Origin of the sequence: Reyranella sp. (assembly GCF_965228225.1) — a bacterium.
In the GTDB taxonomy this organism is placed as follows: domain Bacteria; phylum Pseudomonadota; class Alphaproteobacteria; order Reyranellales; family Reyranellaceae; genus Reyranella.
Map to the genome: position 1 here is coordinate 5,707,936 of NZ_OZ245801.1, position 26,265 is coordinate 5,734,200.

Here is a 26,265-nt window from a genome sequence, read left to right on the forward strand (position 1 = left end):
GGAGAGGCTCCGCTACGCTGTGAACTGGCCTATATATACCGCACCAAGATGAGCCTGTACCCGGCACGGGTCGCACGGCAGCCACGGGGGAAACGGATGGATCTCAAGGGCAAGGTGGCCGTGGTCACCGGCGGCAATGGCGGGCTGGGCCAGCGCATCTGTCACGCGCTGGCGGCCGAGGGCTGCCACATCGCCGTCGTCTACGCCAAGAGCAAGGACCAGGCCGAGGGCGTGGCGCGCGATCTCGAACGCCACCAGGTCACCGCCGCCGCCTTCGCCTGCGACGTGACCCAGCGCGACCAGGTCGACCGGCTGGTCGACGAGGTGGTGAAGCGCTTCGGCCGGCTCGACATCCTCGTGAACGACGCGGCCTACAACAAATCGATCCCCTTCACCGATCTCGACGGCCTCACCTACGAGGAATGGACCAAGATCATCGACATCAACCTGACCGGCCCGATGCTGCTCACCAAGGCCGTCGGCCCGCTCATGAAGCGCCAGGGCGAAGGCCGCATCGTCAACATCGCCTCGGTCGCGGGGCTGGGGCCCACCGGCTCCTCGATCGCCTACGCCGTCTCGAAGGCGGGCCTCATCCATCTCACCAAGTGCATGGCCGTGGCGCTGGCACCCGAGGTGCTGGTGAACTGCGTCGCCCCCGGCCTGCTCGAAGGCACCCGCGCCACCGCCAACCTGCGCCCGGAGGTGGTCGCGAAGAACGCCAGCGCCTCGCTGCTGGGCAAGCCCGCCGACAAGGACGACTGCGCCGACCAGGTCGTCACGATGTGCCGGACGAACAGCACGACCGGCCAGACGCTGGTGATCGATTCAGGGCGGGTGTTTCATTGACGACAAGGGATTTAGGCGTCCCTGGCCTTCACCTTCTCGACGCGGGTGCCAACCAACGTTATCACTTTGGAGAAGAACGCCATATTCTGATCTCGGAACGCAGTGGGTCTACTCAAATGATTTATCTCGCTACCGAGTACGGTTTTGTAGTCCCTGAAACCGTGTGGGCCACGCCTTGGCCGGCATTTGTGGGCCTTCCATGCGGGCATTTGCTCGGGCATGTTCGCCAGTTGAAACTCGGTCGATCTTAAACCAATGGAACACTTGGATTCATATGCGTCCCCTTCAGTGGGGCCATTTCTTAAGTGGGCAGGCGGAAAGCGTTGGCTTGCCGCTCGATACGGAAACCTATTGCCTACCGATTTTGCTAACTACTTAGAGCCGTTCCTAGGGAGTGGCGCGGTCTTTTTCCATCTTCGCCCCAAGAATGCAGTCTTATCGGATAAGAACAGCGCTCTTATAAATGTGTACCAACAAATAAGATGCAATTGGCAAGCGGTGCATCGTGCGTTATCTCGGCACCAAAAATGCCATTCAAAACAGTACTACTATGAGGAGCGTAGGCGCCGACATCGTCTTGCGCATGAAGAGGCAGCCCAATTTCTCTACCTTAATCGTACCTGCTGGAACGGTTTGTATCGCGTTAACTTGCGTGGCCAATTCAACGTCCCAATAGGAACTAAGTCATCAGTCATTCTAGATACTGACGACTTTGCGGGAGCCTCAAACCTTCTAAGAGATGTAAATCTGGAAGTGTCAGATTTTGAAAAAACGGTTGATATGGCGAGGTTGAATGACTTTCTGTTTGTTGATCCTCCCTATACTACTCGCCATAACAGTAATGGATTTATAAAATACAATGAGGAGTTGTTCTCTTGGGCGGACCAAGAGCGACTGGCCTATGCCGTGCGCAGGGCGGCGGCGCGTGGCGTAAAGGTACTGGTGACAAACGCAGATCACGATTGTATCCGGGAGCTATATCTTGGCGTGGGCGAGCATATTGAACTAGATCGCGCGTCGGTTTTGGCGGCTGACCCCGGAAATCGTGGTCAAATCACTGAAATTGCTATAAAGGCGAATTATCTATCGTAAGCACAATCGGGAGGAGAGTCGGTAGTCCGGCTAAAGTTCAATGGCGAAGACAGAAGGTCCTAAGACAATCCCCGCCATCCGAGTTCGTCAATGGCTTCAAGAGTGGGACGCTATTGACTTCTCCCCAAGGCAGCATCGCTCTAAGCCCTCTCCCCATTTCTACGTTTTTTCTCTTTCAGCCCAAGAGCTCAGAAGTCTTTCTGGAATTTCTCGGCGGCAAGCAAGCAAGGTGTCTTCTAGGGCGGCAGATTTGGGCATCCAAAGGCAGCATGACCCTGAGCGAACAGACGAAATATCTAGATTTGTTGAATTCGGATTTCCTTGGTCCACGCTTAGTGAGCGAAAGCGTAGGACCACTGAATTTCAAGATCTCCGTAAGCCTGGCTGGCTTCCAACCGCAATCGTCATCAACATTCTGAAGAAAGAGGATGTGCGGCACGGCGTAAAGGTGGCCCCAGATCAGGTCGTCAATGTGAAAGATGTGGTCGGGGTGTCGGAAATCTCTCTGCCTTATAGTACTTGGCGGAAGGGGTGGGAACCCACGGCGGTGCCCCCATTGGAAGTCATTGACGGGCAACATCGGCTATGGGCCTTTGGTCAAGACTCTGATGCTTCAGATTTCGAAGTGCCTGTCGTCGCGTTTCATGGCTTGGACATTAGCTGGCAGGCGTATCTTTTCTACACAATCAATATTAAGCCAAAGCGAATTAATCCGAGCTTGGCGTTTGACCTTTATCCCTTGCTCCGAACCGAAGACTGGCTCGATAAGGCGGAAGGTCACGCAGTCTATAGAGAGACTCGATCACAAGAACTCACTGAGGCGCTGTGGTCACATGAAGCAAGCCCTTGGTACGATCGAATAAACATGCTGGGCGAAAAGCAGGTTGGCTGGGTTACGCAGTCGGCCTGGATCAAGACACTTATGGCGACACTTGTTCGCCCTTGGGAGGGGCGAGCCCGCAGAATTGGCGGCCTCTTTGGGTCTCGCATGTCCGAAGAGGGGGAGGTGCTAGGATGGAGTCGAGCGCAGCAAGCCGCATTCCTCATCTTTGTGTGGCAAAAGTTGCACGCGGCAGTAGTCGCTTGCGACAAGCCGTGGGCGAGACAATTGAGAGCGGAAGAGATTCGTCTGCCGAAACTTCCAAATAAGAAAGATGATGCAGCTTTCTACGGTGAATATTCTGCAATTTCATCAGATCAGGGTGTTCGCGGCTTCTTGCACGTCGTGAATGATCTCTGTTTCTGGGCGGCGCCGAGATTGAAGCTGGATGATTGGCAGCTCAACAAGAGAGGTTCTGCTAGCGATCCAAGTGCGGTGGACTTGGCCTTAACGTCATTGGCGAAGCAGCCAGTCGCTGAATACGTGGCTGCCATTGCAAAAGGATTGGCTACGTTCGACTGGCGGACGAGTGCGGCGCCTGATCTCTCGTCCAGCGAGCGCAGGGCGAAGTTGGTGTTCCGAGGCAGCAGCGGCTACAAAGAAATCCGCGCGCAATTGTTAGAGCACCTGCGATCGAGTGCGGGTGAGATAGGCAAGATTGCAAGTCGTCTCTCGGAGCTGACGTAGATGACGCTCTCAGCGACCGACCTTGCAACTATTGCAACGCTTTCTCGAGATAACGTTAAATCAACCCTTGCGGGGTTGAAGCCTTTTGTTGCGGATTCAAACTGGGTCGGTAAGAAGAATCGATATGCGACCGATGCTGTCGAAAAAATTAGGAAAGAACTAGCTGCGAGTGGCATAGAGCGGCCTCGTCAACTTTCGCAATACATTGCGGCCAGCGTTACGCTCCACTGCGGTGATGGATGGGCATATCTCGGGCGCGCAGTGCATGCTTTGCTTAGGGGAGACCCTCATAGGGCGCGTCATCTCGGCTATTATGCAGAGTTGCGCGCAGCAATGTCGCTCTTGGCGTCCGTCGGGATCGGTGTGTTTAACAACAAGCATTTCGCAATCACTGGTCCTGACGCGGTCTCCCTAATTGGCAACGGCCGGCGGACACATGCCTTTGTTTGGGAATGCTTAGAGAGTTGGGGCGGACTTGGCGTCTCGGGCGATTTGTTTGCTCGCATAGTGCGGCCGAGCGGTATCGAGCTATCGGATTGGGTCCACCCTATCGGTGGAACGGCCGCAGTAGCAGCACAAGCGAGAGCGTGGTTCCTTCAATGGGGTATGGATCTACGCGATTCGGGTCAGGATCAATATGCTAGAAATGAATCGAGCTATAGGCCCGACGGTCTTCATCAGCCTTGGCAAGTTAATGCATCGGATACAATAGATTTTGTTGCAGATTTTTGGGCATCCATGGAGCCGGCAGCTACGTCTCGCTTTGAGAACGTAGACAGCCATGTGCTGAGAATGGCAATGGAAGCAGCTTTCAAGGGTACTACGGGCAAATCCCCCGCTAAGAGTCGCCCCACTTATCGCGCGTTGGTCGAAAAGGTGGTGGCAGCCCAGAGCCTCTCGGAAAGTGCGGGGGCGAGGTGGGTTGATTTCCTATGCAGAGTGTCAATGCCTAAAGACATCGGCATTATCGAATACTCGAAAGTTCCTCCCTCTGTGGCCACGAAGAGCCATCTGTCGGTATTTTCGCGAGCAGCCTTACTGCTTAGGCTCGCGTCTGGCTCTGCGAGCGAGCTGTTACGCGAGGTCGGAATCGGTGCGGACGATATAAATTTCTGGTGGGGCGCGCTAGGGAGGTCGCGTGGTATCTGGGACGGCGAAAAGGATGGCAGCACCATCATGGATCTATGGGCAGATGTTGAGCCACATTTGAGGGCGGTCAAAGATTTTCAGATGTCAGTTCCGGTGCAGGATCAAACATTCTTTCGTGTTGCGAGTGATATACTTTCCGAAGTCATTGGACTTGGTTGTACTGAAAGAATAGCGGTATGGGGCTTGACGCCCTAGCTCATCGTCAATGACCCCCAGCGATTGGTCGCGGTAACTCGACTACTTGGGCTTTGTCTTCACCCCGGCAACACGAACCTCACCCCCGCTCTTGCCAAGCCACCCCCGAGCGCCGCCGCGGTGCCATCCGCGCGCCAGCAGGCGGCGCCGGTCATGGTGCCGTCGTCATGAAACTGGATGGCGTTCATGCCGCCGGCCACGGTCGGCATGATCTTGAGCGTGTGGCCGCGGGCTTCGAGGCCCTGGCGCACCGGGGCGGGGATGCCGTGCTCGACTTCCAGGACGGGACCCTCGGTCCAGATGCGCGGCGCTTCGACGGCTTCCTGAAGTTCCATGCCGTGGTCGATCAGGTTGAGCAGGGCCTGCAGCGCCGAGGGGAAGATCTTGCGGCCGCCGGGCAGGCCCAGCGCATAGCGCACCTTGCCGTCCCGGAGCGCCATCATCGGCGACATCGAGGTGGTGACCCGCTTGCCCGGCGCGATCGAGAGCGCATTGCCGCGGCGCGGGTCGTAGTTGTTCATGTAGTTGTTGGGGATCATGCCGGTGCCGGGCACGATGAAGCGCGCGCCGAACAGGCTGTTGATGGTCTGCGTCGTGCTGACCACGTTGCCCTTGCCGTCGGCCACGGTGAGATGTGTCGTGTCCTGGCCTTCCGCCGCCTGCAGCCCACCCGTCCATTGCGTGGCGCGGGCGATGTCCAGCAGCTTGCGGCGCTGGTCGGCATAGTCGCGGCTCACGATGCGTTCGACCGGCACCTTCACGAAGTCCGGATCACCGCTCGCCTCGGCGCGGTCGGCGAAGGCGATCTTCAGCACTTCGGCCAGCAGGTGCAGCGTGTCGACCGTGCCGAAGCCCATCTTCGCGATGTCGTAGGCTTCGAGGATGTTCAGCATCTGGGCGATGTGCACGCCCGAGGCGGCGGGCGGCGGCGGGCCCAGGATCTCCCAGCCGCGATAGTGGCCGCGGATCGGCGCGCGCTCTTCGACCTTGTAGCCGGTGAGGTCGTCGCGGCGCACGAAGCCGCCGGTCTTCTCCATGCACTCCACGAGGAGGTCGCCCAGCGGCCCGCCATGCAGCGCCTTCTCGCCCTGCTGCGAGACCAGGGTCAGCGCCTCGGCATATTGCGCCTGCACCAGCCGCTCGCCCGCCTTCAGCGGCGTGCCATTGGGCAGGAGCAGGGCGGCGGCGAGTCTGTCCTTCGAAAGGTCGGCGCCGGCGTCCTTGATGCAGTCCGAGAGATAGGGCGTCACCGCGAAGCCGCGCGCGGCGTGGCGGATCGCGGGCGCCATCACGTCGGCGAGACTCATCGTGCCGAAGCGCTCCAGCGCGAGGCACCAGGCGCGCAGCGAGCCCGGCGTCGCGACCGATTTCGGCCCGACCAGGTTCTCCTGCCCCTCGACGTCGTAGACTTCGGGCGCGGCGCCGGGCACCGGTCTGTACATGTCGGGATGGCCCCTCTGCGGCACGGCGCTCATGCCGTCGAGGATGCGATGGCTGCCGTCGGCCAGGCGGATGTGGCAGGTCGTGCCGCCGATCAGCCCGACCATCATCGGCTCGACCACGGTCAGCGCGAACTGCATGGCGACGGCGGCGTCGACCGCATTGCCGCCGGCCGCCAGCATTTCCAGGCCCGCGGCCGAGGCCAGCGGATGGTTGGAGACCGCCATGCCCGCGGGCCCGTGCGCCGGCTGCTTCTCGCAGGTGAATTGCGTGCCCGCGCGCTCGCGCCATGTCGACTTGGTCATCCGTGTCCTCGCTGAATGTCGGTGAAATCTCGCATGCGGTTCAGGCGGCGGCTACCCACCCACCATCTCGTGGAAGGTGAAAGGTCCCTCACTCCGTTCGGGATGACATCGTTTGCGTGATCGGCGCACTGCGCAATTCCCGACAAAATTGTCATCCCGAACGGAGTGAGGGACCTTTACTGCCCCACACGCTGCTCGGCTTCCGCGCAACGCTGCAGCCGTTCGCAGGCGGGCTCGTCGCGGTCGCCCTTGGGGTTGAAGCAGGCGGCGGCGTCGGTCGAGCCGTCGGCCACGATCTGGGTGAGGCGGGCGCGGGAGTCGGGAGGGCGCTCGATGTCCAAAAGGCCCTTGCGGGTCAGCTCGTTGGCGAAGCGGATGACCAGCCGCTCGCGCGCCCGCATCGCCTCGGGCGCCGAGGCCTTGGCCTGGCGGCACCATTCCATCGCCGCCGCCTTGCCGCAGCCCCAGAGCTGCATCTGGCGGAAGCGCTCGGCGAGCTGGCGGTTCACGCCCAGGCAGTAGGCGGTCAGATCGTCGTCGCTGGTCAGGGTCTCGGCGTCCTGCGCCTTCGCCGGAAAGGCGGCGATCGCGAGCAGCAGGACGAGACCGACCCTCATCCGGTCAGATGAACATGTCGAGCTGATTGTAGTTCTTCAGCACCGAGTCGCGCATCGCCTCGCTCCAGCGGTTCTCCTCCTGGCGGTCGGCCAGCGGGCGATAGACATGGCTCTTCTCCTGCGGGAAGCGCTGGCGGCGCGCGTCGATCGCCAGCAGCAGGATGCGCAGCCGCTGGTCGATGCGCTCGGCGTCGTAGGTCACGACCTCGCCGGTCAGGCGCTTCGTCGTGACGCCCAGCACGCGCTTGCGCGGAAAGAAGCCGGCGTTGAGCGTCACGCGGCGGTCGGGCGAGGAGTTGGCGAAGGAGCCGTGCAGCAGCTGGCGGTTGGTGACGATCGTGTCGCCGGCGCCGGCCAGCATCGGCACCGCGCCCGCGATCCGGTCGGAGCCGCTCTCGGCCACCAGCTTAGCGATGTCGGCCTTGCCGTGGCGGTGGCTGCCCGGCAGCACCCAGACGCAGTTGCCCGCCGTGCTGGGATAGAGCTGGGTCATGAAGTTGAAGCCGTGGGCGCCCATGTCCCAGTCGGCGGCGTCCCAATGGGTCGTGCCGTCCTGGTGCCAGGCGACCGAGGGGCCGAGGCCGGCTTCCTTGATGAAGGTCACCTCGTTGTAGGGCACGAAATCCTCGCCGAGGATCGATGCGGCGGCGGCCAGCAGGCCGGGATGGCCGTACAGCCGGAACGCGGCGTTCATCAGGTAGAGGTTGCCGTCGAGCAGCTCGACGGTCCAGGCGGGCGCGTCGGCGGCCAGGGTCGGCTGGCTCATCGCCACCGGATGGCGGCCGTTGTTCTTGCTGGTGCCGCCGAGCGGATCGCTCAACGGCTTGGCCCAGCGATAGGGCGGCTTCAGCACGCCCTCGCCAAACGCGGGGCGGCCGTTGCGGTCGACCGCGGCGCCGGGCTCGACCGGCGCACGCTCGAGGATCGCATCGACGTCGGCGCGCAGCTCGGCCAGCTCCTCGGGGCTCGCCACGCCCTCGAAGACGTAGAAGCCGTGCGTCCAGTAGGCGTCGAGAATGTCCTGGGCCAGCCGGCCGTTCGCGTCGAGCCGGATCGGCCCGCGATTGCCCAGCGCCCGCGCTTCGCCGGCGCGGCTGTACTCGGCCATCACCTTTGCATGGTCATGGGCGGAAAGGGGGGCTGCGGCTTCGGCCATCGCCATCAGGACGTCTCCATTATTTTCTTAGGCGACGACGATAGCGCGGGCCTTCGCCTGCGGCCAAACCCTGCCGCGCAACGCGGCCGCTCTGCGGCTCAAACTCCACCCTCATGCTGAGCGGATATGAATTGAAGCGATTCAAACACTTACCTCATCCTGAGGAGCGCCGCGAAGCGGCGCGTCTCGAAGGATGGGCAACAGGCAAGGTGCGCATTCCCACCCTTCGAGACACATCGCTGCGCGATGTTCCTCAGGGTGAGGTTACTGGGGCAGCGAAGCATGTAGACGTGCGCTCCGTCTTCATTGTCCATGGTTCCAGCGAGCTCGACCTTTGCCCATCCTTCGAGACGCGGCCTGCGGCCGCTCCTCAGGATGAGGTAATTGTTTGAACCAATTCAGCTGATTTTCGGTCAACCTCTCAGGATGAGGTGGGGCGAGCCAGCGCCGCCTCGATCGCGCGTTCGAGCTTCGAGCCGGTGCCGCTCACGGCGGTGAACCAGTCGATCACCCGTCCGTCGCGGCCGATCAGGATCTTGTGGAAGTTCCAGCTCGGCGTGCCGAGCGTGCCGGTCTGCGCCGCGGCCCAGCGATAGAGCGGATGGGCGTTGGCGCCGGTCACGATCTGCTTGTCGGCCAGCGGGAAGGTGACGTCGAAGCTCGCCTCGCAGAAGCGCTTGATCTCGTCGTTGCTGCCGGGCTCCTGGCCGCCGAAATCGTTCGACGGCACGCCCAGCACGACGAGGCCCTTGTCCTTGTAGCGCCGCCACAATTCCTCCAGCCCCTTGTACTGGCCGGTGAAGCCGCACAGGGACGCCGTGTTGACCAGCAGCACGACCTTGCCGGCATAGGCAGGCGTGGGCAGCGGCCCGCCGCCGATCGATTCGAGCGACACGGTGGGCCAGTCGACCGGCTGACGCCCGGCCTGCGACCAGGCCGCGGCCGACAGCAGCGCCCCCGCGACGGCGAAGGCCAGCATGCGCAACACCTTCATGGACGGCCACCCGCCTCGGTGGCTTTCGCGCGATCCCGCCAATACGTCATCGACCCTCTCCTTGCGGCAAGGGTATCGCACAGGACGCCGTCCGTCGTCCCGGCGGCCCTGTACCGGCCGCCGGCGGCCCGCCATGCTGCGGCCCGGTGGCGTTCGCGAAATGGGGGCGTGATGATGTGGTCCGGGTTAGCCAATTTCGTCCGCAGCCTGCGCTTCCAGACCGTAGAGGAACGGCGCGCTTCGCCCCGGAACCCCTTCCTCGCCGAGGCGCTGCGCACCGAGAAGCTCGAAGGGCAGCGCATAGCCGCCTGGGCGCGCACGGTCGCGCTGGCGGCGACCGGCGTCCTGATCGCGTTCCAGAACGCGAGCTGGAGCGTGCTCTATTTCCACGGGCTGCTGCTGGTCTTCATCGCGCTGGGCTGGGCGCAGCTGCGTTATGCCGCGGTGGGCCATTCGCGCATCGAGCTGCTGCTGATCCTGGCCGACCTCGTGCTGCTGGCGGTGACGCTGACCGTTCCCAATCCCTTCGCGGCCGAAGCCTTCCCGACGGCGATGATCTATCGTTTCGAGACCTTCCCCTACTTCTTCATCATCCTGGCGCTGGCGACGCTCGCCTATTCGTGGCGGACGATCCTCACCATGGGCAGCGCCTTCGTCGTGATCTGGCTTCTGTCCGTGCTGGGCGTCGTCCTGTTCGGCACGACCGACCCGGCGCTGGGCGCCCGGGTCGCCGCCGCCTTCGCCGCCCTGCCCGGGCTGCGCGACATCGTCGATCCCAACTCCGTGGTCTGGTCGCTCCGCGCCCAGGAAGTGGTCATCTTCTTCCTGGTGGCGGCGATCCTCGCGCTGCGCGGACAGCGGTCGAACGCGCTGCTGATGCGCCAGGCGGGCCTTGCCGAGGAACGCGCCAACCTCTCGCGCTATTTCCCGCCCTCGATGGTCGACGAGCTGGCCGCCGCCAGCAGCGACGTCGGCGCGGTGCGATCCCAGGACGTGGCGGTATTGTTCGCCGACATCGTGGGCTTCACCCAGCTCGCCGAGCGCGAGACGCCGGAGACGGTGATCGAGCTTCTTCGGCGCTGCCATGCCGTCATCGAGCAGGCGATCTTCGCCAACGGCGGCACGCTGGACAAATATCTGGGCGACGGCGTGATGGCGACCTTCGGCACGCCCCGGATCTCGCCCGCGGACTGCACCAACGCGCTGGCCGCCGCCCGCGACATCGTGGACGGCATCGCGTCCGGCAATGCCGGGCTGGGGGCGGCCGGCCTGCCGCCGCTCAGCATCTCCGTCGGCGTCCATTTCGGGCCGGCGATTCTCGACAACATCGGCTCCGAGCGGCGGCTGGAATTCGCGACCTTGGGCGACACGGTGAACGTGGCGAGCCGGCTGGAGTCCGCGACCCGCGCGCTGGGCTGCCGCATCGTCGCCAGCGACGCGGTGATGTCGCGGGCCGGTCACGCTGCCGGCAGCGGCGTGACCGGCGGCGGCTTCCGGCGCGTCCCGGCGCTCAGCCTGCGCGGGCGGGCGGCGCCGATCGACGTCTGGGTCGCCTAGCCGGGCGTGACAGCCTACTTCTTGGTCGCGGCGTAGCGCGCCTTGGCTTCGTCGTTGGGCGGATAGAGGCCGGGCAGGGCCACGCCGCGCTCGACCTCGGACATGATCCAGCCTTCGAGCCGCTCCTGCTCGGTGCCTTCCTGGGCGACCGCCTCGACTAGCGCCTGGGGGATCAGCACCGCGCCGTCATCGTCGACCACCACCACGTCGTCGGGGAACACCGCCACGCCGCCGCAGCCGATCGGCTCCTGCCAGCTCACGAAGGTGAGGCCGGCGACCGAGGGCGGGGCCGCGGCGCCCTGGCACCAGACCGGCAGGCCGGTGCCCAGCACGCCCGCGATGTCGCGCACCACGCCGTCGGTGATCAGGCCGGCGACGTTCTTCTTGACCATGCGCGCGCACAGGATGTCGCCGAAGATGCCGGCATCGGTGACGCCCATCGCGTCGGCCACGACGATCGCGCCCTCTTGCATCGCCTCGATGGCGGCGCGGGTCGAGATCGGCGACGACCAGCTCGCCGGCGTGGCCAGATCCTCGCGGGCCGGCACGAAGCGCAGGGTGAAGGCGCGCCCCACGAGACGGCCCTGGCCCGGCTTGATCGGCCGCGTGCCGCGCATCCAGACGTTACGCAGCCCCTTCTTCAGCAGGATCGTCGTGATGCTGGCCGTGGTGATCTTGGACAGGGTGTCCTTGAGCTCTTTCGAAAGCGGCGTCGTCTGCACGGTGTCTCCGTTTCTCTGGGATTCTGAAATCGGGCGGAGAATAGGCGAGGGACCTGTCCGACACCACACGGACCCTTGCAGGGGGGGCCACCATGCCGCGTCCGGGGCGGGTTCCCCCGGCGGCCGGATGGGCTAAAACCCACCCGTCGGCGCCCCGCGCCGTCCCGGTCGCAGACCCACCCGGTCAAAACAGGAGTTCCAGATGATCGTCCCAGTGCCGGGCGCACGCGGCTGATGTTCAGCCTCGTCTTCACCCGGCGGTACAGCATGGCGCACCGGCTGATCGCCGATCCCGCCGGCAAATGCGCCATTCCCCACGGTCACAACGAACAGGTGATCGCCCGACTCCGCCCCGTGGCGCCACAGCGCCTCGACGGCGGCGCCAACATGGTCGTGCCGTTCGACCGCGCCAAGGCACGCTGGCACCGCTTCGTCGACGACCAGGTCGACCACGCCTTCCAGCTCGGCGCGCGCGACCCGATGATCGACTGGTTCCGCGCGCACGAGCCGCAGCGGCTCGGCCGCCTGCTGGTGACGCCGGGCGATCCGACGACGGAGATGCTGGCGGCCTGCCTGATGGCCAAGCTCAACGCCTTCCTCGCCGCCGCCGGCAACGGTCTGCGCTGCGTCGAGCTCACGGTCGAGGAAACGCCGACCAATGCGGTGACGCTCACCGGCGATCCGGCCGACGTACTGCCAGCGACTGAAGGCGGCGTCTGGTGGAGCCGCGCCGACGACAGCATCAACGATCTCGCGCCATGAGCACGATCCGCATCTCCGAGATCTTCGGGCCCACGGTGCAGGGCGAGGGCGCGCTGATCGGCAAGCCTACCGTCTTCGTGCGCACCGGCGGCTGCGACTATCGCTGCTCCTGGTGCGACACGCTCTACGCCGTGCTGCCGGAATACCGCCACGACTGGCGGCCGCTGACGCCGGAGGCGATCCTCGCGCAAGTCGATGACCTGACCGGCGGCACGCCGGTGCTGGTGACGATCTCGGGCGGCAATCCCGCGATCCAGCCGCTGGCGCCGCTGATCGAGCAGGGTCATGCGCGCGGCCATCGCTTCGCGATGGAGACCCAGGGCAGCGTCGCCGCCGCCTGGTTCGCCACGCTCGACCATCTCGTGCTCTCGCCCAAGCCGCCTTCGTCCGGCATGGCGACCGACTGGAGCGCCTTCGACGCCTGCCTTGCCGCCGCAACCGGTGGGCCGCACACGGTGCTCAAGGTCGCGGTCTTCGACGAAGCCGACTACGCCTTCGCCCGCGCCGCCGCCGCGCGCCATCCGTCGCTGCCGGTGTTTCTGTCCGTCGGCAACCACACGCCCGGCGAACCCAACGCGGCCGGCCGCGACGGCGTCGACCAGAAGGGCCTCATGGCCCGCTTCCGCTGGCTGGTGGATCGAGCGGGCCAGGACCGCTGGTTCGCCGCGACCGTGCTGCCGCAACTACACGTGCTGGCCTGGGGCAACGAGCGCGGGGTTTGAGTCATTGGGCTTGCGCCGGAAACAGGTAGATGCAGCCTGTAGCGCTTGGGGACGGGGCAACGCAGCGGGCTACGGCTTTCTCACGCGCGGCGCAGAGGCTGTATCCTGCCGGCACCCGCACGTCGGTGTAGTCGGTCAGGACCTCTTGCGGGCCGATCCGCTGAGACACCTTCAACTGAACCGGGTAGATGTCGTTGACGTTCTCGATCAGGAACACCGTTATCGTGTGGGGCATCCATCCCCAGCAGATCGAGCTGCGGAGATTGATAAGTACGCCTTCGCCCATCGCACCGACCGGCAGCGCGATGTCGCTCTCGACGGACGTCAGGCAGATGTTCTTCCAGTGAGCGGGCAGCGACGTGAAGCGGATCGTGTCGTCGCTTCTCGCTGAGACCAATCGCTCGAAGCGTCCCTGCAATCCGATGGAGGTCGGATTCGCTGCGGAGGAAATGACCTCGCAGAAGGCCTCGTCAAAGGTCGCAAGGAAGGGCTCTGCCTTCGAACCGGCACGAGATGCCGCGATACCCAGCGCGAGCGTGCACGACCCGATCGCGAGGACGAACACTCCCAGCACGATCATCACTGGAACGAGGGCCAGACTTCCCCAGAATTCTCCCATGGCCCTCCATTGGCGAGGGCGATGCCGGCAAATCGAAGGCGCTCCACCCCCGCAACACCTTCCCCGCTTCCGCTGGCGGGTCGACCGGGTCGGCCAGGACCGCTGGTTCGATGCGACCGTGCTGCCGCAACTGCATGTGCTGGCCTGGGGCAACGAGCGCGGGGTGTAGGAAGCGAAAGGTCCCTCGCTGCGCTCGGGATGACAGCATTTGGTGCATCCCACGCACTGCGCCGATCCCGACACCCATTGTCATCCCGAGCGCAGCGAGGGACCTTTAACTCACCCCGGAATTTCCGGCTGCACCAGCTGCGCCAGCAGGGTCAGCGATTCCTGCCAGCCGAGATAACAGGCCTCGGTCGGGATCACGGCGGGGATGCCCTCCTGCACGATCTCGATCTCGGTGCCGACCATCACCTTGCGCAGGGTGATGGTGGTCTGCATCTCGCCGGGCAGGTTGGGATCGTCGAATTTGTCGGTGTGGCGGATGCGCTCGTTGGGCACCAGCTCGACGAAGGTGCCGCCGAAGGAATGGCTGTTGCCCGACGAGAAGTTGGTGAAGGTCATGCGGTAGCCGCCGCCCTCGCGCGCGTCCATTTCGTGGACGCGGCCGGTGAAGCCGTGCGGCGGCAGCCACTTGGCCATGGCGTCGGCGTCGAGGAAGGCGCGGTAGATGCGCTCGGGCGGGGCGGTCAGCACGCGGTGCAGGCGGACGGTTCCGGTCTCGGTCGTGGACTCGGTCGACATGGGTCTGATCCTCTCTGGGGCGCGCAGTCTCCCCCGCGCGGCGGCGGCCTTCAAAATAGGTTCACTATTGGCTGGCATTAGTTCCGTCGTGCCGACCAAGCTCATCGACGTCTTCCTGCGCGACGAATATCTTCGCTCCTATTCGATCGCACTGGGCTTCGTGAACGCTCCCATCTTCGACCAGGATTACGTCGACCGCGCCCGCGCCCGGATGCAGGCCGACGGCTGGTCGGTCGAGGAAGTGCGGCAGGCCCGCTTCGTCATTCGCGACGAGGACTGAGGAACTTCGAGGCCGATGGGCCTTTGAGTGGGCTCCCCTGAACGGAGGACCCCATGCGCGGCCCCCTACGCGGCCCCATACGTGGCATCGTGCACCACATCGATCTCACCGTGCGCGATCTCGGGCGTTCGGCGCCGTTCTACGACGCGCTGCTCTCCTTCCTGGGCTATCGCCGGGTGAAGCAGGAGCCGGAGCTGCATGTCTGGGACCTGGCGCCCGAGGGCTGGCTGCTCGCCGGCGTCGCCCTGCGCGCGGCCCGCTCGGACCGCCCGCACGACCGCACCAGCGCCGGCCTGCATCACCTGGCCTTCCGCGCCGCCGACCGGGCCGACGTCGCGGCTGCGCATGCGCTGATGAAGCAGCAGGGCGCCCGCATCCTCGATCCGCCGGCCGACTATCCGCAGTACGGCGCCGGCTACCATGCGGTGTTCCTGGCCGATCCCGACGGAATCAAGCTCGAGGTCGTGTATTTCCCCGGGTGAGGGGAGCCGGCTCAGGCCGCCGTCATCACCCCGGCCAGGGCGGTGTAGGTCTCGGTCCAGGCGTCCTTCACCTCGGGCGTGAAGTCGGGGCCGAGGCCTTGTTCGAGAGTCCACAGGAGCGCTGCGCCGACCGGCGCATAGTGCGCCGTCGTCACGCCGTAACCCTTGTGGCGCTCGCCCAGCGCCTTCACGGCCGGCAGGATCTCGTCGAGCCTGTGCAGGTTGGTGACGGCGGTGCCCAGCATCGTCATCAGCTTGGCCTTCTGCTGCGTCATGTCCTGCGGGAACATCGGCCGCACCTCGGGCGCGATCTCGAACAGGCGGCCATAGAACAGGTCGGCGGCGGCGCCGGCGATCGGCACGACCTTCTCGAAGCTCGTCTGCACCAGTTCGATCTGCTGCGGTGTCATCGGCGGAGTCCCCCGTTCACGTGAAGCCTTCGGTTACGAAAGGAGCGCCGTACCAGCGCTGGGCGGCGGCCTCGGCCAGCAGGACGGCGCCGTAGACGGAAAGACCCACGAGGCAGAGCAGGCCGAGCGCCGCAAAGGTGAGCGCGCTGTCGGCGTTGGCGGCGGCGAACATGATGATGTAGCCGAGGCCCTGCTGGCCGGTGACGAACTCGCCCACGATCGTGCCGATCAGGGCCATGGTCATGCCCATCTTCAGCCCCGCGAACAGCGACGGGATCGCGAAGGGCACGCGCACCGAGACGAAGGTGCGCCAGCGGCTGGCGGTCAGCGCGGCGCAGAGGCGCAGCGCCTCGGGCCGGGTGCGCGCGAGGCCGCCCGCCGTGGCGGCGGCGATCGGGAAGAAGGCGAGGAACAGCGCGAAGACCAGGCGCGATTCGCTGCCGACCCCGAACCAGATGACGAACAGCGGCGCGAGCGCGATCTTCGGCACGATCTGGAACAGGACGAGATGCGGGAACAGCGCCTGTTCGAGCCGGCGCGACAGAGTGAGCGCCGCGCCCAGCGCCACGCCGATCACGGCGGCGAGCGCGAAGCCCATCACCGCCTCGCGCGCCGTCGACAGGAGCTGCGGCAACAGGAGCGGCATGCTGGTGCCCAGGATCGCGCCGATGTCGGAGGGCGAGGAGAGCAGCGAGCGCATCTGCGGGAACCGCTCGACGCCGGCCTGCCAGGCGGCGAGCCAGACCGCGAGCAGCGACAGCGGCAGCGCGATCGGTCGCAGCCTCGTCCAGCGCAGCCACCGGCGTCCCGCGGCGGGCGCGGAGTCGAGGGCTGCGTCGGCGGCGAAAGGCAGCGCGGTCATCCGCGGTACCAGCGGATCGCCAGTCTCTCGAGGCCGGCCACGGCGCCGTAGAGGGCGAGGCCCAGCAGGCAGAGCACGCCGATGGCGGCGAAGGCCGCGGCGGTCTGCGAGCGCGCACCGGCCGCCAGGATGGCGAAGCCCAGCCCTTCCTTGGCGCTGATGAACTCGGCGATGACGACGCCGGTCACGGCCATGGTCGAGCTGATGCGCACGCCGCTGAAGAAATGCGGCAGGGCGAAGGGCACGCGCACCGACCAGAAGGTCCGCCATGACGAGGCGCCCAGCGAGCGGCAGAGGCGCAGGGCGCTGAGGTCCGTGTCGTGCAGGCCGACCGACGTGGAGATCAGCACGGGGAAGAAGCTCAGCAGCGCCGCGAAGGTGATGCGCGCCTCGTGGTCGATGCCGAGGAAGATCACGAACAGCGGCGCCAGCGCCACCTTCGGCACGAGCTGCAGGGTCACGATGAACGGGTAGAGGATCTCGCGCAGGATCCGCGAGCTGCTGATCAGGGCGGCGCCGGTGAAGCCCGCCACGATCGCCAGCAGGAATGCCGCCAGCGCCTCGCGGCCGGTCACCACGGCCTGGTGAAGGAGAGACGGCAGGGTGCGGAGCAGCGTCTCGAAGATCTCGGTCGGCGCCGGCAGGATGAGTTCGCGGATGCCGGCCACCCGCACCGTGACCTGCCACGCCACCGCGATCGCCACCGCACTGGCCAGCGGCAGGACGATCGAGAGGGTGCGGTCGTTCATCGACGGCTCATTCCCGGGCGGCTCATGCTTCACCCCCGTGGCGGCCGGGCTGCAGCACCGGCCCGTCGCCGGGCCGGCGGTCGCGCCGGGCGCCGCCATGCTCGATCATGCCGCGCAGCTCGCTGCACAGGCGGGCGAACTCGGGCGTCTCGGTGACGGAGATGTCGCGCGGCCGGCCGAACGGCACGCGGATGTCGGCCACGACCGTGGCCGGCCGCCGCGTCATCACCAGCACGCGGTCGGCCAGCAGCACGGCCTCGCGGATCGAATGGGTGACGAACAGGGCGGTCTTGCCGTACGCGCGCCAGATGTCGAGCAGCGCCTCGTTCATCTCGTCGCGCGTGATGGCGTCGAGCGCGCTGAACGGTTCGTCCATCAGCAGGATGTCGGGATCGTTCAGCAGCGCGCGGCAGATCGCGACCCGCTGGCGCATGCCGCCGCTCAATTCGTGCGGCCGCTTGTTCTCGAAGCCGTGCAGCCCGACCATCTCGACCAGCCGCTGCGCCCGGTCGCGATACTCGGCGTCCGGCTTGCCCAGGATGTGCGCCGGGAACATCACGTTCTGCAGCACCGTCTTCCACGGCAGCAGGGTCGGGTCCTGGAACATGATGCCGATGCTGGTCCGGGGGCCGGTCATCGGGCGGCCGGCGACCTCGATGGTGCCGCCGGTCACCGTTTCCAGCCCGCCGCACATCATCAGCAGGGTGCTCTTGCCGCAGCCGCTCGGCCCCAGGATGGCGATGAACTCGCCCTTGGCGACGTCGAAGCTGACGTCGCTCAGCGCCTCGACCGACTTGTCGCCCGAGGCGTAGACCTTGCGCGCCTGGCGGACCTGGATGAATCCGCAGTCCGTGCCGGCGGCCGCGGCGAAGGGCAGGGCGAGCGAGTCCATCGGCCTCAGCTCAGGACGGCCTTGAACTCCGTCACGGCGGACTCCGCCTTCGCCCACTCGGCATCGCTGAGCTTCAGCTTGCCCGTGAAGCGGTTGGTCAGGATCGCGTCGAGTTCGGGCTTCTTGTCCTTGGGATCGGTCGCGATGTTCTGCATCACCAGGTCGATCATCGTGGCGTAGTCCTTGGGATCGCCGTAGCCCAGCCCGTGGGTGCGGGCCGGCGCGTACATCGCCTGGTACATCCAGATGCCGAGGCCGACCCACAGGCGCTCCTTGGCCTGCGCCACCATCGCCATCTCGGGCACCGCCTTGAGGAAGATGTCCTGCGCGGCCTGCGGATCGAGCAGCGTGAACTTCATCGCCTCGACGAGGCCGTTGACCATCGCCTCGCACTGGCCGGGATCCTTGGCGAGGCGCGCCGGCTGGGTCATCAGGACGTTGTGGTAGAGCGGCAGGTCGTACTTGCTGTAGAGCATGAAGCGCGGCTTCTGGCCGGCGGCGTAGAGGATCGGCGCCATGCTGATGGCGAAGCCCGAGAGCGCATCGACCTTCTTGTCGAGCAGCAGCCGCTCGCGGACCTTGGGATCGACCAGAACCGGCTTGATCTTCGACTCGTCGACGCCGGCACGCTTCAGGAAGATCGGCCGGAACGGATAGTCGCCCGAGGTCACGACCGAGGCGATCGTCTTGCCTTCGAGGTCCTTGGGCGTGCGGATGGGCGAATCCTCCAGCACCGCGATGCACATGGTGGCGTCGTAGCCGGTGGTGGCGAGCTGCACGAGCGGCAGGCCCTTGGCCGTGATCTCGATGCCCGAGGTCGCGACCGACATGCCGAAGTCGAACTTGCCGGCGCCGATCGCCTCGGCGGCGGGCGTCGAGCCGAAGCCGCGCGACACGGTGACGTTGAGCCCGTGCTTGGCCCAGAAGCCCTGGGACTTGGCGACGTAGGCGATCAGGTTGCTGCCTTCGGCCAGCCAGGGCAGCGTGAAGGTGAGGTCGGTCGCGGCCTTCGCAATGAACGGCGTGGCAAGGCCCGAGGCGAGGGCGGCGGCGCCGGCGGTGGCCTTGAGCGCGCCGCGGCGGGTGAGGGTCGGTCTGCTGGACATGGATCGGTCTCCTCTGGCGTATCGGGGCTGGCGGGCTATTCGGCGGCGGCGCGATGGGCGGCCTGGTGATCGGATGACGGCGGACGTCGCGCATGCTCGGCAACGAAGCGCCGCCAGGCCGAGACGCCGGCATCGGTGCGCGACAGGGTCTCGCGCTGGGTCTTCACCTTCTCCAGCACGCGCTTGTCCTGGTCGGAGAACAGCCAGTCGTGCGTCCACGACAGCCAGAAGATCCATTGCAGCTTCTGCAGCATCGTCGCGACCGCGCCCTGCCGGCGGTAGCGGCTGAACGTGTAGAAGAGCGTCGTCTTCTCATCGATCGGCACCACCCAACGGCACATGAAGTAGTTGCCGCTCGGCCGGCCGATCAGCGTGATGCCGGGCAGCAGCGAGCTCTGGCGGTGCAGGTAGCCGTACTTCACGACCGCCGGGGACTTGGTGGGATCGATGTCCTTGCCGCGCCCCGTGGGCTTCAGGCGGCGGTACCAGCTCTCGCGGGCCGGCGGGAACTGGCCGAGCCCCGGATAGTCCGCCTTGTTGATGCCGCCGCGTGCTCTGTAGCCGATGCCGCGCCCGTCGGACGTCGGCTCGGCGGCGAGCTGTACGGCGTGCGGGAAGACCGGCTGCAGGATCAGCTCGGGCGCGTTCCGGTGCAGGAACGGCGCGTGCAGGTCGTGGCAGAGATTGTCCTTCAGGACGCGCCAGTTGCAGTGATAGGTGCGCCACGTCGAGAAGCCGTGCCATTCCTTGTCCTCGGCGAGGCATTCGGGCTGGTCGTCCGACAGCGGCACGGCCTCCATGTCGCCGACGAACAGCCAGATGACGCCGAGATGCTCCTTCACCGGATAGGTCTTCACGCCGGTGCCCGGCGGGATGACGGTCTCCGGCCCCTCCATCAGCTTGGCGACGCAGCCTCCGGTTTCGCCGGAGAACGTCCAGCCGTGATAGGGGCAGGTCAGCGTGCCGCTGCCGGGATACATGCAGCTGCCCTGGCTGAGCTGGGCGCCGCGATGCGGGCAGCGATCCTGCAGCGCGTGGATCTTGCCGGCATCGCGGAACAGCACGATGTCCTCGTTGAGGATCTTTACCGCCTTGGGTTTTTTGCCCAGGCGCCAGCCCGCGAGAACCGGGTACCAGTAGTTGCGCAGGCCGGTCTCGGGCAGTCCGGTCCGGGCGTAGACGTCCGGGTTCGCAATGGGAGTCGACATCGGAGCATTCATGACGACCTCCGCACTCAGGGGGACGGGACGGCGGCGCGATAGGCGCGCAGCAGCCAGGCGTTGAACTGGATCAGGGTCGTCTCGAGCGGCACGTAGTGGGCGTCGTCGGGCGTGAAGCGCGACTTCTTGCCGGCCTGGATGCCGAGATTGACCGGGATGTCCTGCAGCCAGATCTTCTTGGCGCCTTCGCGCACCGTGGCGGCGCGGTCGGCGAAGTCGTTGCGCTCGCGGGTCGAGCGCGGCAGCAGCCAGCCGCCGGCCGTGACGCGGTCGTTGGAGGCCAGCGTCGCCTCGGCCCCGACCGGCGTGATCAGCTGATAGGCGACCGCGCCCGGCGCGAAGATGATCGTCATGCTGGGCGGGATCAGCACGAAGGTGAGCCGCTTGCGCTGCTCGGGCGACAGCGTCTCGATCGCCGGGAAGGCAGCCTCGGGGCCCCAGCCGGCATCGGTCATGCCGCCATCGGCCTGCATCAGCGGCACCGTGCGCACGATCGCATTGTCGGTGCCGCTCATCGGCGTGAACACGACGCCGCCCTCGTCATGGACGCTGGGTGCGAAGTCGTGCGTGCCGCGATGGACGAACTCGGGATGATAGGCGTCGGTGAAATTCTCGGCGTGGACCTTCCAGTTCCACGGCAGCGGCGTGTCGCCGGGCGTCGGCGGCACGGCGACCAGATCGGCGTCCTCGTAGTTCGCCCAGAAGGGCTCGACCTTGGCGAGGCTGGGCGCCAGCGGCGCGGCGTCGGGATCGAGATTGACGAACAGGAAGCCGTGCCAGTTCTCCAGCCGCACCTCGGGCAGCTTCGAGTTCTCGCGCAGGCATTCATGGTCCTCGCGGCTCTCGAGATAGGGCGCGCCCATGAAGTTGCCGTGCAGGTCGAAGGTCCAGTAGTGCAGCGGACAGCGGAAGGCGCGGCCGGTCGAGCCGGCCTCGGTCGCGATGACGAGGCCGCGATGCCGGCAGATCGCGCTCATGGCGCCGATGGTCCCGTCGCCGCGGCGCACCACCAGCAGCGGCTCGATGCCGATCTTCGGCGCCAGGAAGTCGCCCGCCTTGGGGATCTGCTCCTCGCGGCCGACGCAGACCCAGGAGCGCGGGAAGACGACCGTGCGCTCGAACTCGAAGAACTCGGGCGAGGTGTAGCACTCGCGCGGCAGCATCGGCGCGGCGGCCTCGTGCGCGACCGGATCGGGCAGCGCCTCGAGGATCTTGCGTATGGTGGGGGAGAGTTCCGAATACTGCATCTGCATCCTCGATGGGGCGTCGCAACGGCGTCTCATCCTCAGAGGTGCAGAAGCTGTGCCAGCGCGGATAAGTGCTGATTGCACGGGATTGCAGGCGATTCGCGTCTCAGACGCGGCGGCAGAATCTATAGATTCTTCGAAGTGCGGGCAGGGTGGCGCGGGAACGGGACGGTATTGGAGGGGGCGGGGTGTCGCCTTTGACTCAAAGGTCCCTCACTGCGTTCGGGATGACAGCTTTTTCCTCATCGACGCACGGCGCCAATCCCAAACCCATTGTCATCCCGAGCGCAGCGAGGGACCTTTCCCTTGCTCCTCTAGGTCTCCGCCGCGAAGCTGATGTTCTCCTCGATCAGCCGGTTCGACTCGACGAGGTGGCGTTGCAGCAGCGCCTTGCAGCTTTCGCGATCGCGCCGATGGGCGGCCTTGCTGATCTCGAAGTGATCGTCGCTGATGCCACCCATGTAGGACTTGGTCGGCAGCGCGATGCGGCGATAGCGGTGGATGCGGTCGTGGATCTGGCAGCAGATCCGCATCAGGGTCGGCGAGGCGCAGGCCGAGAGCAGCGTCATGTGCAGCTCGCGATGCGCCTCCTCCCACGCGGCGGTGATCGGCGTGTTCTCGCCGACCCGCGCCTTGTTATGGATGAACGCCGCGTGCGCCACCTTCATGCGCCGGTCCCAGTCGGCGTCGGCGCGGTCGAAGGCGAGATCGAGCGCCATCAGCTCGGCGCGCAGGCGTATGTCGCAGATGTCGCGAAGATCCTCGCGCGAGACCGGCGCGACGCGAAAGCCCTTCTGGCTTTCCATGACGACCAGCCCGTCGCCCGCCAGCTGGCCCAGCGCGTCGCGCAGCGGCGTGATGCCGATGCCGTACTGCCGGGCCAGGTGATGGAGCGCGAGCTTGGAGCCGGGGGCGAGGTCGGTGCTGAGGATGTCGGCGCGCAGGCGCAACAGCATCGCCTCGCCGAGGGAATGCGCGTCCCCGACGCCACGGTCCGATCCGGCTGGCACGTCGCGATGCCCGATCATTCCACCCAACCCCACAGTCCAGGAACCGTGAAGCAAGAGCCGCGCCATCAATCCCACCCGTCGTCTCGACCGGAGCCTCGCGCAGCGAGGCGGAGTGGAGAGACCTTCTCTCAACGATTGGCCGGCTTTTCGTGGAGCGAAGGTCTCTCCGCTCCGCGCTGCGCGCTCCGGTCGAGACGACGGAAAAAAATCTTACCGGGCCTAAGCCTTCACCGGCCCCGGCAGGTCGAGCCCGACGCCGCTCAGGTGCCCGAAGGTCCGGTGCAGCCGCTCGATCACCGGGGCGGGCAGAGGCGGCCGCAGGATCGAGTCGATGTTGGCCTTCACATGCGCCCGGTTGCCGGTGCCGAACAGGATGACGTCGGCGCCCTTCTCGTGGCGCGCATAGCGATAGGCCGCATCGGTGATGCTCGCCGCGCCGCCCTCGGCGACGAGGAAGGCGAGCGGGTCGCCGTCCGCGCTGCCCTGGGACAGCACCGACGCCTCGAGCCGCCCGTCCTCGACCAGCTTGGCGAACACGGCGCGGCGGTAGGCGTCGTTGCTGAAGATGTTGCGCACGACGAACATCAGCAAGGTGCCGATGCCGCGCCGAACCGTCACCGGGAACACCTTGGTGCGCGCGCCCTGGTTCACCAGGCTGTAGGCCAGCATGATGACCTCCCACGGCGCCTCCTCAACGGCGCGCGCCAGCATCGCCTGCTCGGGATCGCGCGGCCCTGTCTCGGTGAGGCCGACATGGCGCACCTTGCCCTGCTCCTTGAGCCGCAGCAGCGCCGGCGCCAGCACGTCGCGATGATGCTCGTAGGCGGCGGGACCGACCGCGTGGAAATGGAAGACGTCGACATGGTCGAGCCCGAGCCGCTTCAGCGACGCCTCGACCTTCTCAGTCACCGTCTCCGCCGTGTCGTCGGTCTTGAACAGCGCCTTGGTCGAGATCACCAGCCTGTCGCGGTCATAGGCTTTCACCGCCGCGCCCACGATCTCCTCGGTCCCGTAGACCTCGGCCGTGTCGAGGAAGTTGACCCCCAGATCGATCGCCGCCCGCGCGACCCCCACGCACTCGTCGAAACTCGCCCCGCGCCCCAGCCCGAGCCGGCTGTTGCCGCCGCAACCGAGCCCGGCGACGGAGACGGTGAGGCCGGTGTTCCCGAGGGGGTGGTATTGCATGGGGTGCTCCTGCCTGTGCTTGGTGACGAATATCGGTGCTCGTCGGCTCTCCCTCCAGCATCGCTCCATGGGCTGCAGAACGGAAACGGCATTTCCGGGCGGTCGCAAATACACCTAATGGCGTGAACGGCTGGTTGCGCAGTTGCGCGTGCACTAAGCCCTCCCCCCCCCCCCCCCCCCAAATTCATCTCCATTCGCCAAATAGTAGATTAAAGTTCCATTTCTGCTCCTTTTGGGCGTTTCTGGTGTTTGTGGCTGGGCTGGAAAGATCTTCGCCGCAAACTGAATCAAGCCATTTCGGCAATCTGAGCCAAACGACAGCCAAATAAGCGCGACTATGAGGCAAGCATATGAATTCGGTTGAGAAACAATTGCTGAGCGATATGCAAAGGCGTACGGCAAGCATTTCCATCGGCGCCAGCACCATACGTAAAATGGTTCCAGCTGGTTCTATTCAGCAAATACGAGATTACTTGGCTGCTTTTGACCTAGCATCATTTGCAAAAGTTAAACCGGCAGAGTTTCCCAAATGGCTGGACCATCAGACTCACGCTTTTCAGAAGCGCGGTCTAAAAAATGGGAAGCTTCCTTGGGGTGTAGCTCGAAAGTGCCTGAACATATTTCTTCGAGGTGCGACATATAATTTCATGTTGCGAGATCACTACAATTTAAGTCGAGTCGAGTACCTGCTGGAGGTTCCTTTGGACAGTCATGTCGCTGAGAGATTGGAAGACGAAGCAGCGACACTGAACGGCTTTAAGTCGGTGAAGGCGGTCGATCGGAGAATCAACGCTTATTACCAAGAAGTTGCCCGTGAGGTTGCCCAAGGCAAAGGCATAGCGCGGGTGCATTTGGATCTTGAATATTGGCGACCAAAGAAGAAGGACCTGAAATGAGACAGAAGATTGTGACTCGGTTAGTGGGTCTGAAGCTAACTCGCTATCCGGTCTTGAGCAGCCGAATCTAGCGCGTGTCTCTGAAGACGGACGACAAGCGCGGCGCATGTTCTTGCCCATCAAGGCGTGCTTTTGCTGCACTTTCTGAAGGTGAAGCGGCATACTTTAGTATAACGCCGAGAAGTTCGAGTCTGCTTGGGGCACCACATGGAAGACGACGAGCGGAAGTATTTCTGGGGGCGGGTTCCTTCTCGAAATTATGTGAGCAAGCGGTTCGGCACTTCCGATCCGCTTCGCTATTTCTATAAGACTAGCGAAGGACAAGACTCGGTAGCATTCGCCCGGGTTGAGGACGAAATCGTCCTGCAGCAGGGCCCCAGAGATCGAAGCGAAGTTCGCGCGACCGTGGTTGAGACGGATCGCGGGATCAAGCGTCTGGTGATCCAGAGATTCAGCAAGGAGAACGAGCCGCACAAAAGGGATCGTTTCGCGTTTGTTGGAAGTCAGATCGATGCCCTCAAGCGATTCTTCGCGGGCATCAATACAGTGCCACTCGATTCGCAAGGGGCGAAGTCCTATATCAGCGACGCTGATCTTGCCGAATTCATGCTGAACAATGCACAGCTTCACCAGCTGATTACCAAGCGGCCGGATCTCGCCCGGAAGATTGCGGAGAGCGAGGATCTGTCCGAGGACCTCATCGCGGTTGGCTATCGCCGGACGCAGATGAAAGCGTTTGAGCGGATGATTGAGGAGGGTAGGGCTACAGAGGCGCAGTGGCAGGCATTCTTTGAGCGCAATAGGTGGATATTTGGATATGGTCTTTCGTATCAGTTCCTGAGCGGGCTGGATGGCCGAACTCTGGAGACCATCGTCCGCGGGGCCGATGTCACAGGGGCAGGGAAGCGCGCGGACGGCCTGATGAAAACCCGTGGTCGGATTGGCTCTCTGTGTTTCGTCGAGATCAAGCTCCCGGGTACGCCCCTTCTGCAGTCCAAGCCTTATCGCTCCGGATCGTGGGCGCCTTCGGCCGAGCTAGCAGGCGCGGTCGCGCAAGTTCAGAACACGGTTAATAGTGCTGCAGAGCAATTTCGTCGCCAACGCTTGCAGCCTACCGATGCCGAAGGCAATCCGACCGGGCAGGATTTGTTCGTATTCGAGCCAAAGTCAGTACTGGTTGTCGGCAACCTTGATCAGTTCATGTTCCAGGAGCGAGTGAACGTTGACAAGTTTCGATCATTTGAACTGTATCGGCGCAATACTTGGAGGCCGGAGGTCATCACGTTCGATGAGCTTCTGGAGCGCGCTCGATTCATCGTCGAACACGGCCAGGTAGATCTCGATGAGATGGATGGCCGGGATAACGGTGCCGACGATATTCCGTTCTAGCTAGTCTGGCATTGGTGGGAGCTGTGAACCCGATCTTGCCTCGACACAGG

General features: G+C 64.8%; 27 protein-coding genes. 11 read left to right on the forward strand and 16 right to left on the reverse strand.

Features of this window, described 5'->3' with window-relative positions; genetic code table 11:
* The first annotated feature begins 96 nt into the window (after nt 1-96).
* The 4 genes from ACO07K_RS27645 to ACO07K_RS27660 all read left to right on the forward strand — a co-directional run bounded on the left by ACO07K_RS27645 (nt 97) and on the right by ACO07K_RS27660 (nt 4,849).
* Complete coding sequence (locus tag ACO07K_RS27645; protein WP_422033632.1) at nt 97-846, forward strand: SDR family NAD(P)-dependent oxidoreductase; 750 nt, start codon at nt 97-99, stop codon at nt 844-846.
* A gap of 255 nt (nt 847-1,101) precedes the next feature.
* Nucleotides 1,102-1,938 carry a DNA adenine methylase gene (locus tag ACO07K_RS27650; RefSeq protein WP_422033633.1) on the forward strand — a complete coding sequence of 279 codons (837 nt, stop codon included), beginning with the start codon at nt 1,102-1,104 and terminating at the stop codon, nt 1,936-1,938.
* 40 nt (nt 1,939-1,978) lie between these two features.
* Entirely contained in the window at nt 1,979-3,505 is a 1,527-nt protein-coding gene (locus ACO07K_RS27655; protein ID WP_422033634.1) for a DGQHR domain-containing protein, read from the forward strand.
* Nucleotides 3,506-4,849, forward strand: a complete 1,344-nt coding sequence (locus ACO07K_RS27660; protein ID WP_422033635.1) for a hypothetical protein — start codon at nt 3,506-3,508, stop codon at nt 4,847-4,849.
* Nucleotides 4,850-4,908: 59 nt separating this feature from the next.
* Here ACO07K_RS27660 and ggt read toward each other — a convergent pair whose 3' ends face one another.
* The 4 genes from ggt to ACO07K_RS27680 all read right to left on the reverse strand — a co-directional run bounded on the left by ggt (nt 4,909) and on the right by ACO07K_RS27680 (nt 9,361).
* The gene (gene ggt / locus ACO07K_RS27665) at nt 4,909-6,594 is read right to left on the reverse strand and encodes a gamma-glutamyltransferase (protein ID WP_422033636.1); all 1,686 of its coding nucleotides are present in this window, start codon (nt 6,592-6,594) and stop codon (nt 4,909-4,911) included.
* A gap of 176 nt (nt 6,595-6,770) precedes the next feature.
* Nucleotides 6,771-7,211 carry a hypothetical protein gene (locus tag ACO07K_RS27670; protein ID WP_422033637.1) on the reverse strand — a complete coding sequence of 147 codons (441 nt, stop codon included), beginning with the start codon at nt 7,209-7,211 and terminating at the stop codon, nt 6,771-6,773.
* A gap of 4 nt (nt 7,212-7,215) precedes the next feature.
* Nucleotides 7,216-8,373 (reverse strand): phytanoyl-CoA dioxygenase family protein, encoded by a 1,158-nt coding sequence (locus ACO07K_RS27675; RefSeq protein ID WP_422033638.1) that lies wholly within the window; start codon nt 8,371-8,373, stop codon nt 7,216-7,218.
* A 415-nt stretch (nt 8,374-8,788) separates the two neighbouring features.
* Nucleotides 8,789-9,361, reverse strand: a complete 573-nt coding sequence (locus ACO07K_RS27680; RefSeq protein WP_422033639.1) for a glutathione peroxidase — start codon at nt 9,359-9,361, stop codon at nt 8,789-8,791.
* 171 nt (nt 9,362-9,532) lie between these two features.
* Here ACO07K_RS27680 and ACO07K_RS27685 point away from each other — a divergent pair, with 171 nt between their 5' ends.
* On the forward strand, nt 9,533-10,918 hold the full coding sequence (locus ACO07K_RS27685) for an adenylate/guanylate cyclase domain-containing protein (RefSeq protein WP_422036714.1): 1,386 nt from the start codon (nt 9,533-9,535) through the stop codon (nt 10,916-10,918).
* Nucleotides 10,919-10,932: 14 nt separating this feature from the next.
* On the opposite strand, the gene ACO07K_RS27690 is transcribed toward ACO07K_RS27685, so the two are convergent.
* Nucleotides 10,933-11,640 carry a ribonuclease activity regulator RraA gene (locus ACO07K_RS27690; protein WP_422033640.1) on the reverse strand — a complete coding sequence of 236 codons (708 nt, stop codon included), beginning with the start codon at nt 11,638-11,640 and terminating at the stop codon, nt 10,933-10,935.
* A gap of 234 nt (nt 11,641-11,874) precedes the next feature.
* Between ACO07K_RS27690 and ACO07K_RS27695 the strand changes: the two genes are divergently transcribed.
* The gene (locus ACO07K_RS27695; protein ID WP_422033641.1) at nt 11,875-12,402 is read left to right on the forward strand and encodes a 6-pyruvoyl trahydropterin synthase family protein; all 528 of its coding nucleotides are present in this window, start codon (nt 11,875-11,877) and stop codon (nt 12,400-12,402) included.
* Entirely contained in the window at nt 12,399-13,124 is a 726-nt protein-coding gene (gene queE, locus ACO07K_RS27700; protein ID WP_422033642.1) for a 7-carboxy-7-deazaguanine synthase QueE, read from the forward strand. The genes ACO07K_RS27695 and queE overlap by 4 nt, the downstream gene beginning before the upstream one ends.
* Nucleotide 13,125: 1 nt before the next feature.
* On the opposite strand, the gene ACO07K_RS27705 is transcribed toward queE, so the two are convergent.
* The gene (locus ACO07K_RS27705; protein WP_422033643.1) at nt 13,126-13,743 is read right to left on the reverse strand and encodes a hypothetical protein; all 618 of its coding nucleotides are present in this window, start codon (nt 13,741-13,743) and stop codon (nt 13,126-13,128) included.
* Nucleotides 13,744-14,022: 279 nt separating this feature from the next.
* Nucleotides 14,023-14,487 (reverse strand): SRPBCC family protein, encoded by a 465-nt coding sequence (locus ACO07K_RS27710; protein ID WP_422033644.1) that lies wholly within the window; start codon nt 14,485-14,487, stop codon nt 14,023-14,025.
* Between the two features lie 88 nt (nt 14,488-14,575).
* On the opposite strand from ACO07K_RS27710, the gene ACO07K_RS27715 reads away from it, so the two are divergent.
* Both ACO07K_RS27715 and ACO07K_RS27720 read left to right on the forward strand, forming a co-directional pair.
* Nucleotides 14,576-14,767, forward strand: a complete 192-nt coding sequence (locus tag ACO07K_RS27715; protein WP_422033645.1) for a hypothetical protein — start codon at nt 14,576-14,578, stop codon at nt 14,765-14,767.
* Between the two features lie 53 nt (nt 14,768-14,820).
* A complete protein-coding gene (locus ACO07K_RS27720) occupies nt 14,821-15,249 on the forward strand; it encodes a VOC family protein (RefSeq protein WP_422033646.1) in 429 nt (142 codons plus the stop codon).
* A gap of 11 nt (nt 15,250-15,260) precedes the next feature.
* Here the strand turns inward: ACO07K_RS27720 and ACO07K_RS27725 are convergent, their stop codons facing one another.
* The 9 genes from ACO07K_RS27725 to ACO07K_RS27765 all read right to left on the reverse strand — a co-directional run bounded on the left by ACO07K_RS27725 (nt 15,261) and on the right by ACO07K_RS27765 (nt 23,930).
* Nucleotides 15,261-15,659 carry a globin family protein gene (locus tag ACO07K_RS27725; protein WP_422033647.1) on the reverse strand — a complete coding sequence of 133 codons (399 nt, stop codon included), beginning with the start codon at nt 15,657-15,659 and terminating at the stop codon, nt 15,261-15,263.
* Nucleotides 15,660-15,675: 16 nt separating this feature from the next.
* Nucleotides 15,676-16,521 (reverse strand): ABC transporter permease, encoded by an 846-nt coding sequence (locus ACO07K_RS27730; RefSeq protein WP_422033648.1) that lies wholly within the window; start codon nt 16,519-16,521, stop codon nt 15,676-15,678.
* Entirely contained in the window at nt 16,518-17,270 is a 753-nt protein-coding gene (locus tag ACO07K_RS27735) for an ABC transporter permease (protein WP_422033649.1), read from the reverse strand. Before ACO07K_RS27735 ends, ACO07K_RS27730 begins: the two co-directional genes overlap by 4 nt.
* 22 nt (nt 17,271-17,292) lie before the next feature.
* Nucleotides 17,293-18,162, reverse strand: a complete 870-nt coding sequence (locus tag ACO07K_RS27740; RefSeq protein WP_422033650.1) for an ABC transporter ATP-binding protein — start codon at nt 18,160-18,162, stop codon at nt 17,293-17,295.
* Nucleotides 18,163-18,167: 5 nt separating this feature from the next.
* Nucleotides 18,168-19,268 (reverse strand): ABC transporter substrate-binding protein, encoded by a 1,101-nt coding sequence (locus ACO07K_RS27745; RefSeq protein WP_422033651.1) that lies wholly within the window; start codon nt 19,266-19,268, stop codon nt 18,168-18,170.
* 35 nt (nt 19,269-19,303) lie between these two features.
* Nucleotides 19,304-20,476, reverse strand: coding sequence for a Rieske 2Fe-2S domain-containing protein (locus tag ACO07K_RS27750; RefSeq protein ID WP_422033652.1), 1,173 nt, complete (start codon nt 20,474-20,476; stop codon nt 19,304-19,306).
* A gap of 26 nt (nt 20,477-20,502) precedes the next feature.
* Nucleotides 20,503-21,735 (reverse strand): aromatic ring-hydroxylating oxygenase subunit alpha, encoded by a 1,233-nt coding sequence (locus tag ACO07K_RS27755; protein ID WP_422033653.1) that lies wholly within the window; start codon nt 21,733-21,735, stop codon nt 20,503-20,505.
* 314 nt (nt 21,736-22,049) lie between these two features.
* Nucleotides 22,050-22,763, reverse strand: coding sequence for a GntR family transcriptional regulator (locus ACO07K_RS27760; protein WP_422033654.1), 714 nt, complete (start codon nt 22,761-22,763; stop codon nt 22,050-22,052).
* A gap of 201 nt (nt 22,764-22,964) precedes the next feature.
* On the reverse strand, nt 22,965-23,930 hold the full coding sequence (locus tag ACO07K_RS27765; RefSeq protein ID WP_422033655.1) for an aldo/keto reductase: 966 nt from the start codon (nt 23,928-23,930) through the stop codon (nt 22,965-22,967).
* Between the two features lie 350 nt (nt 23,931-24,280).
* Here ACO07K_RS27765 and ACO07K_RS27770 point away from each other — a divergent pair, with 350 nt between their 5' ends.
* A complete protein-coding gene (locus ACO07K_RS27770; protein ID WP_422033656.1) occupies nt 24,281-24,826 on the forward strand; it encodes a hypothetical protein in 546 nt (181 codons plus the stop codon).
* 207 nt (nt 24,827-25,033) lie between these two features.
* Nucleotides 25,034-26,215, forward strand: coding sequence for a Shedu immune nuclease family protein (locus tag ACO07K_RS27775; protein ID WP_422033657.1), 1,182 nt, complete (start codon nt 25,034-25,036; stop codon nt 26,213-26,215).
* Nucleotides 26,216-26,265: the final 50 nt, after the last annotated feature.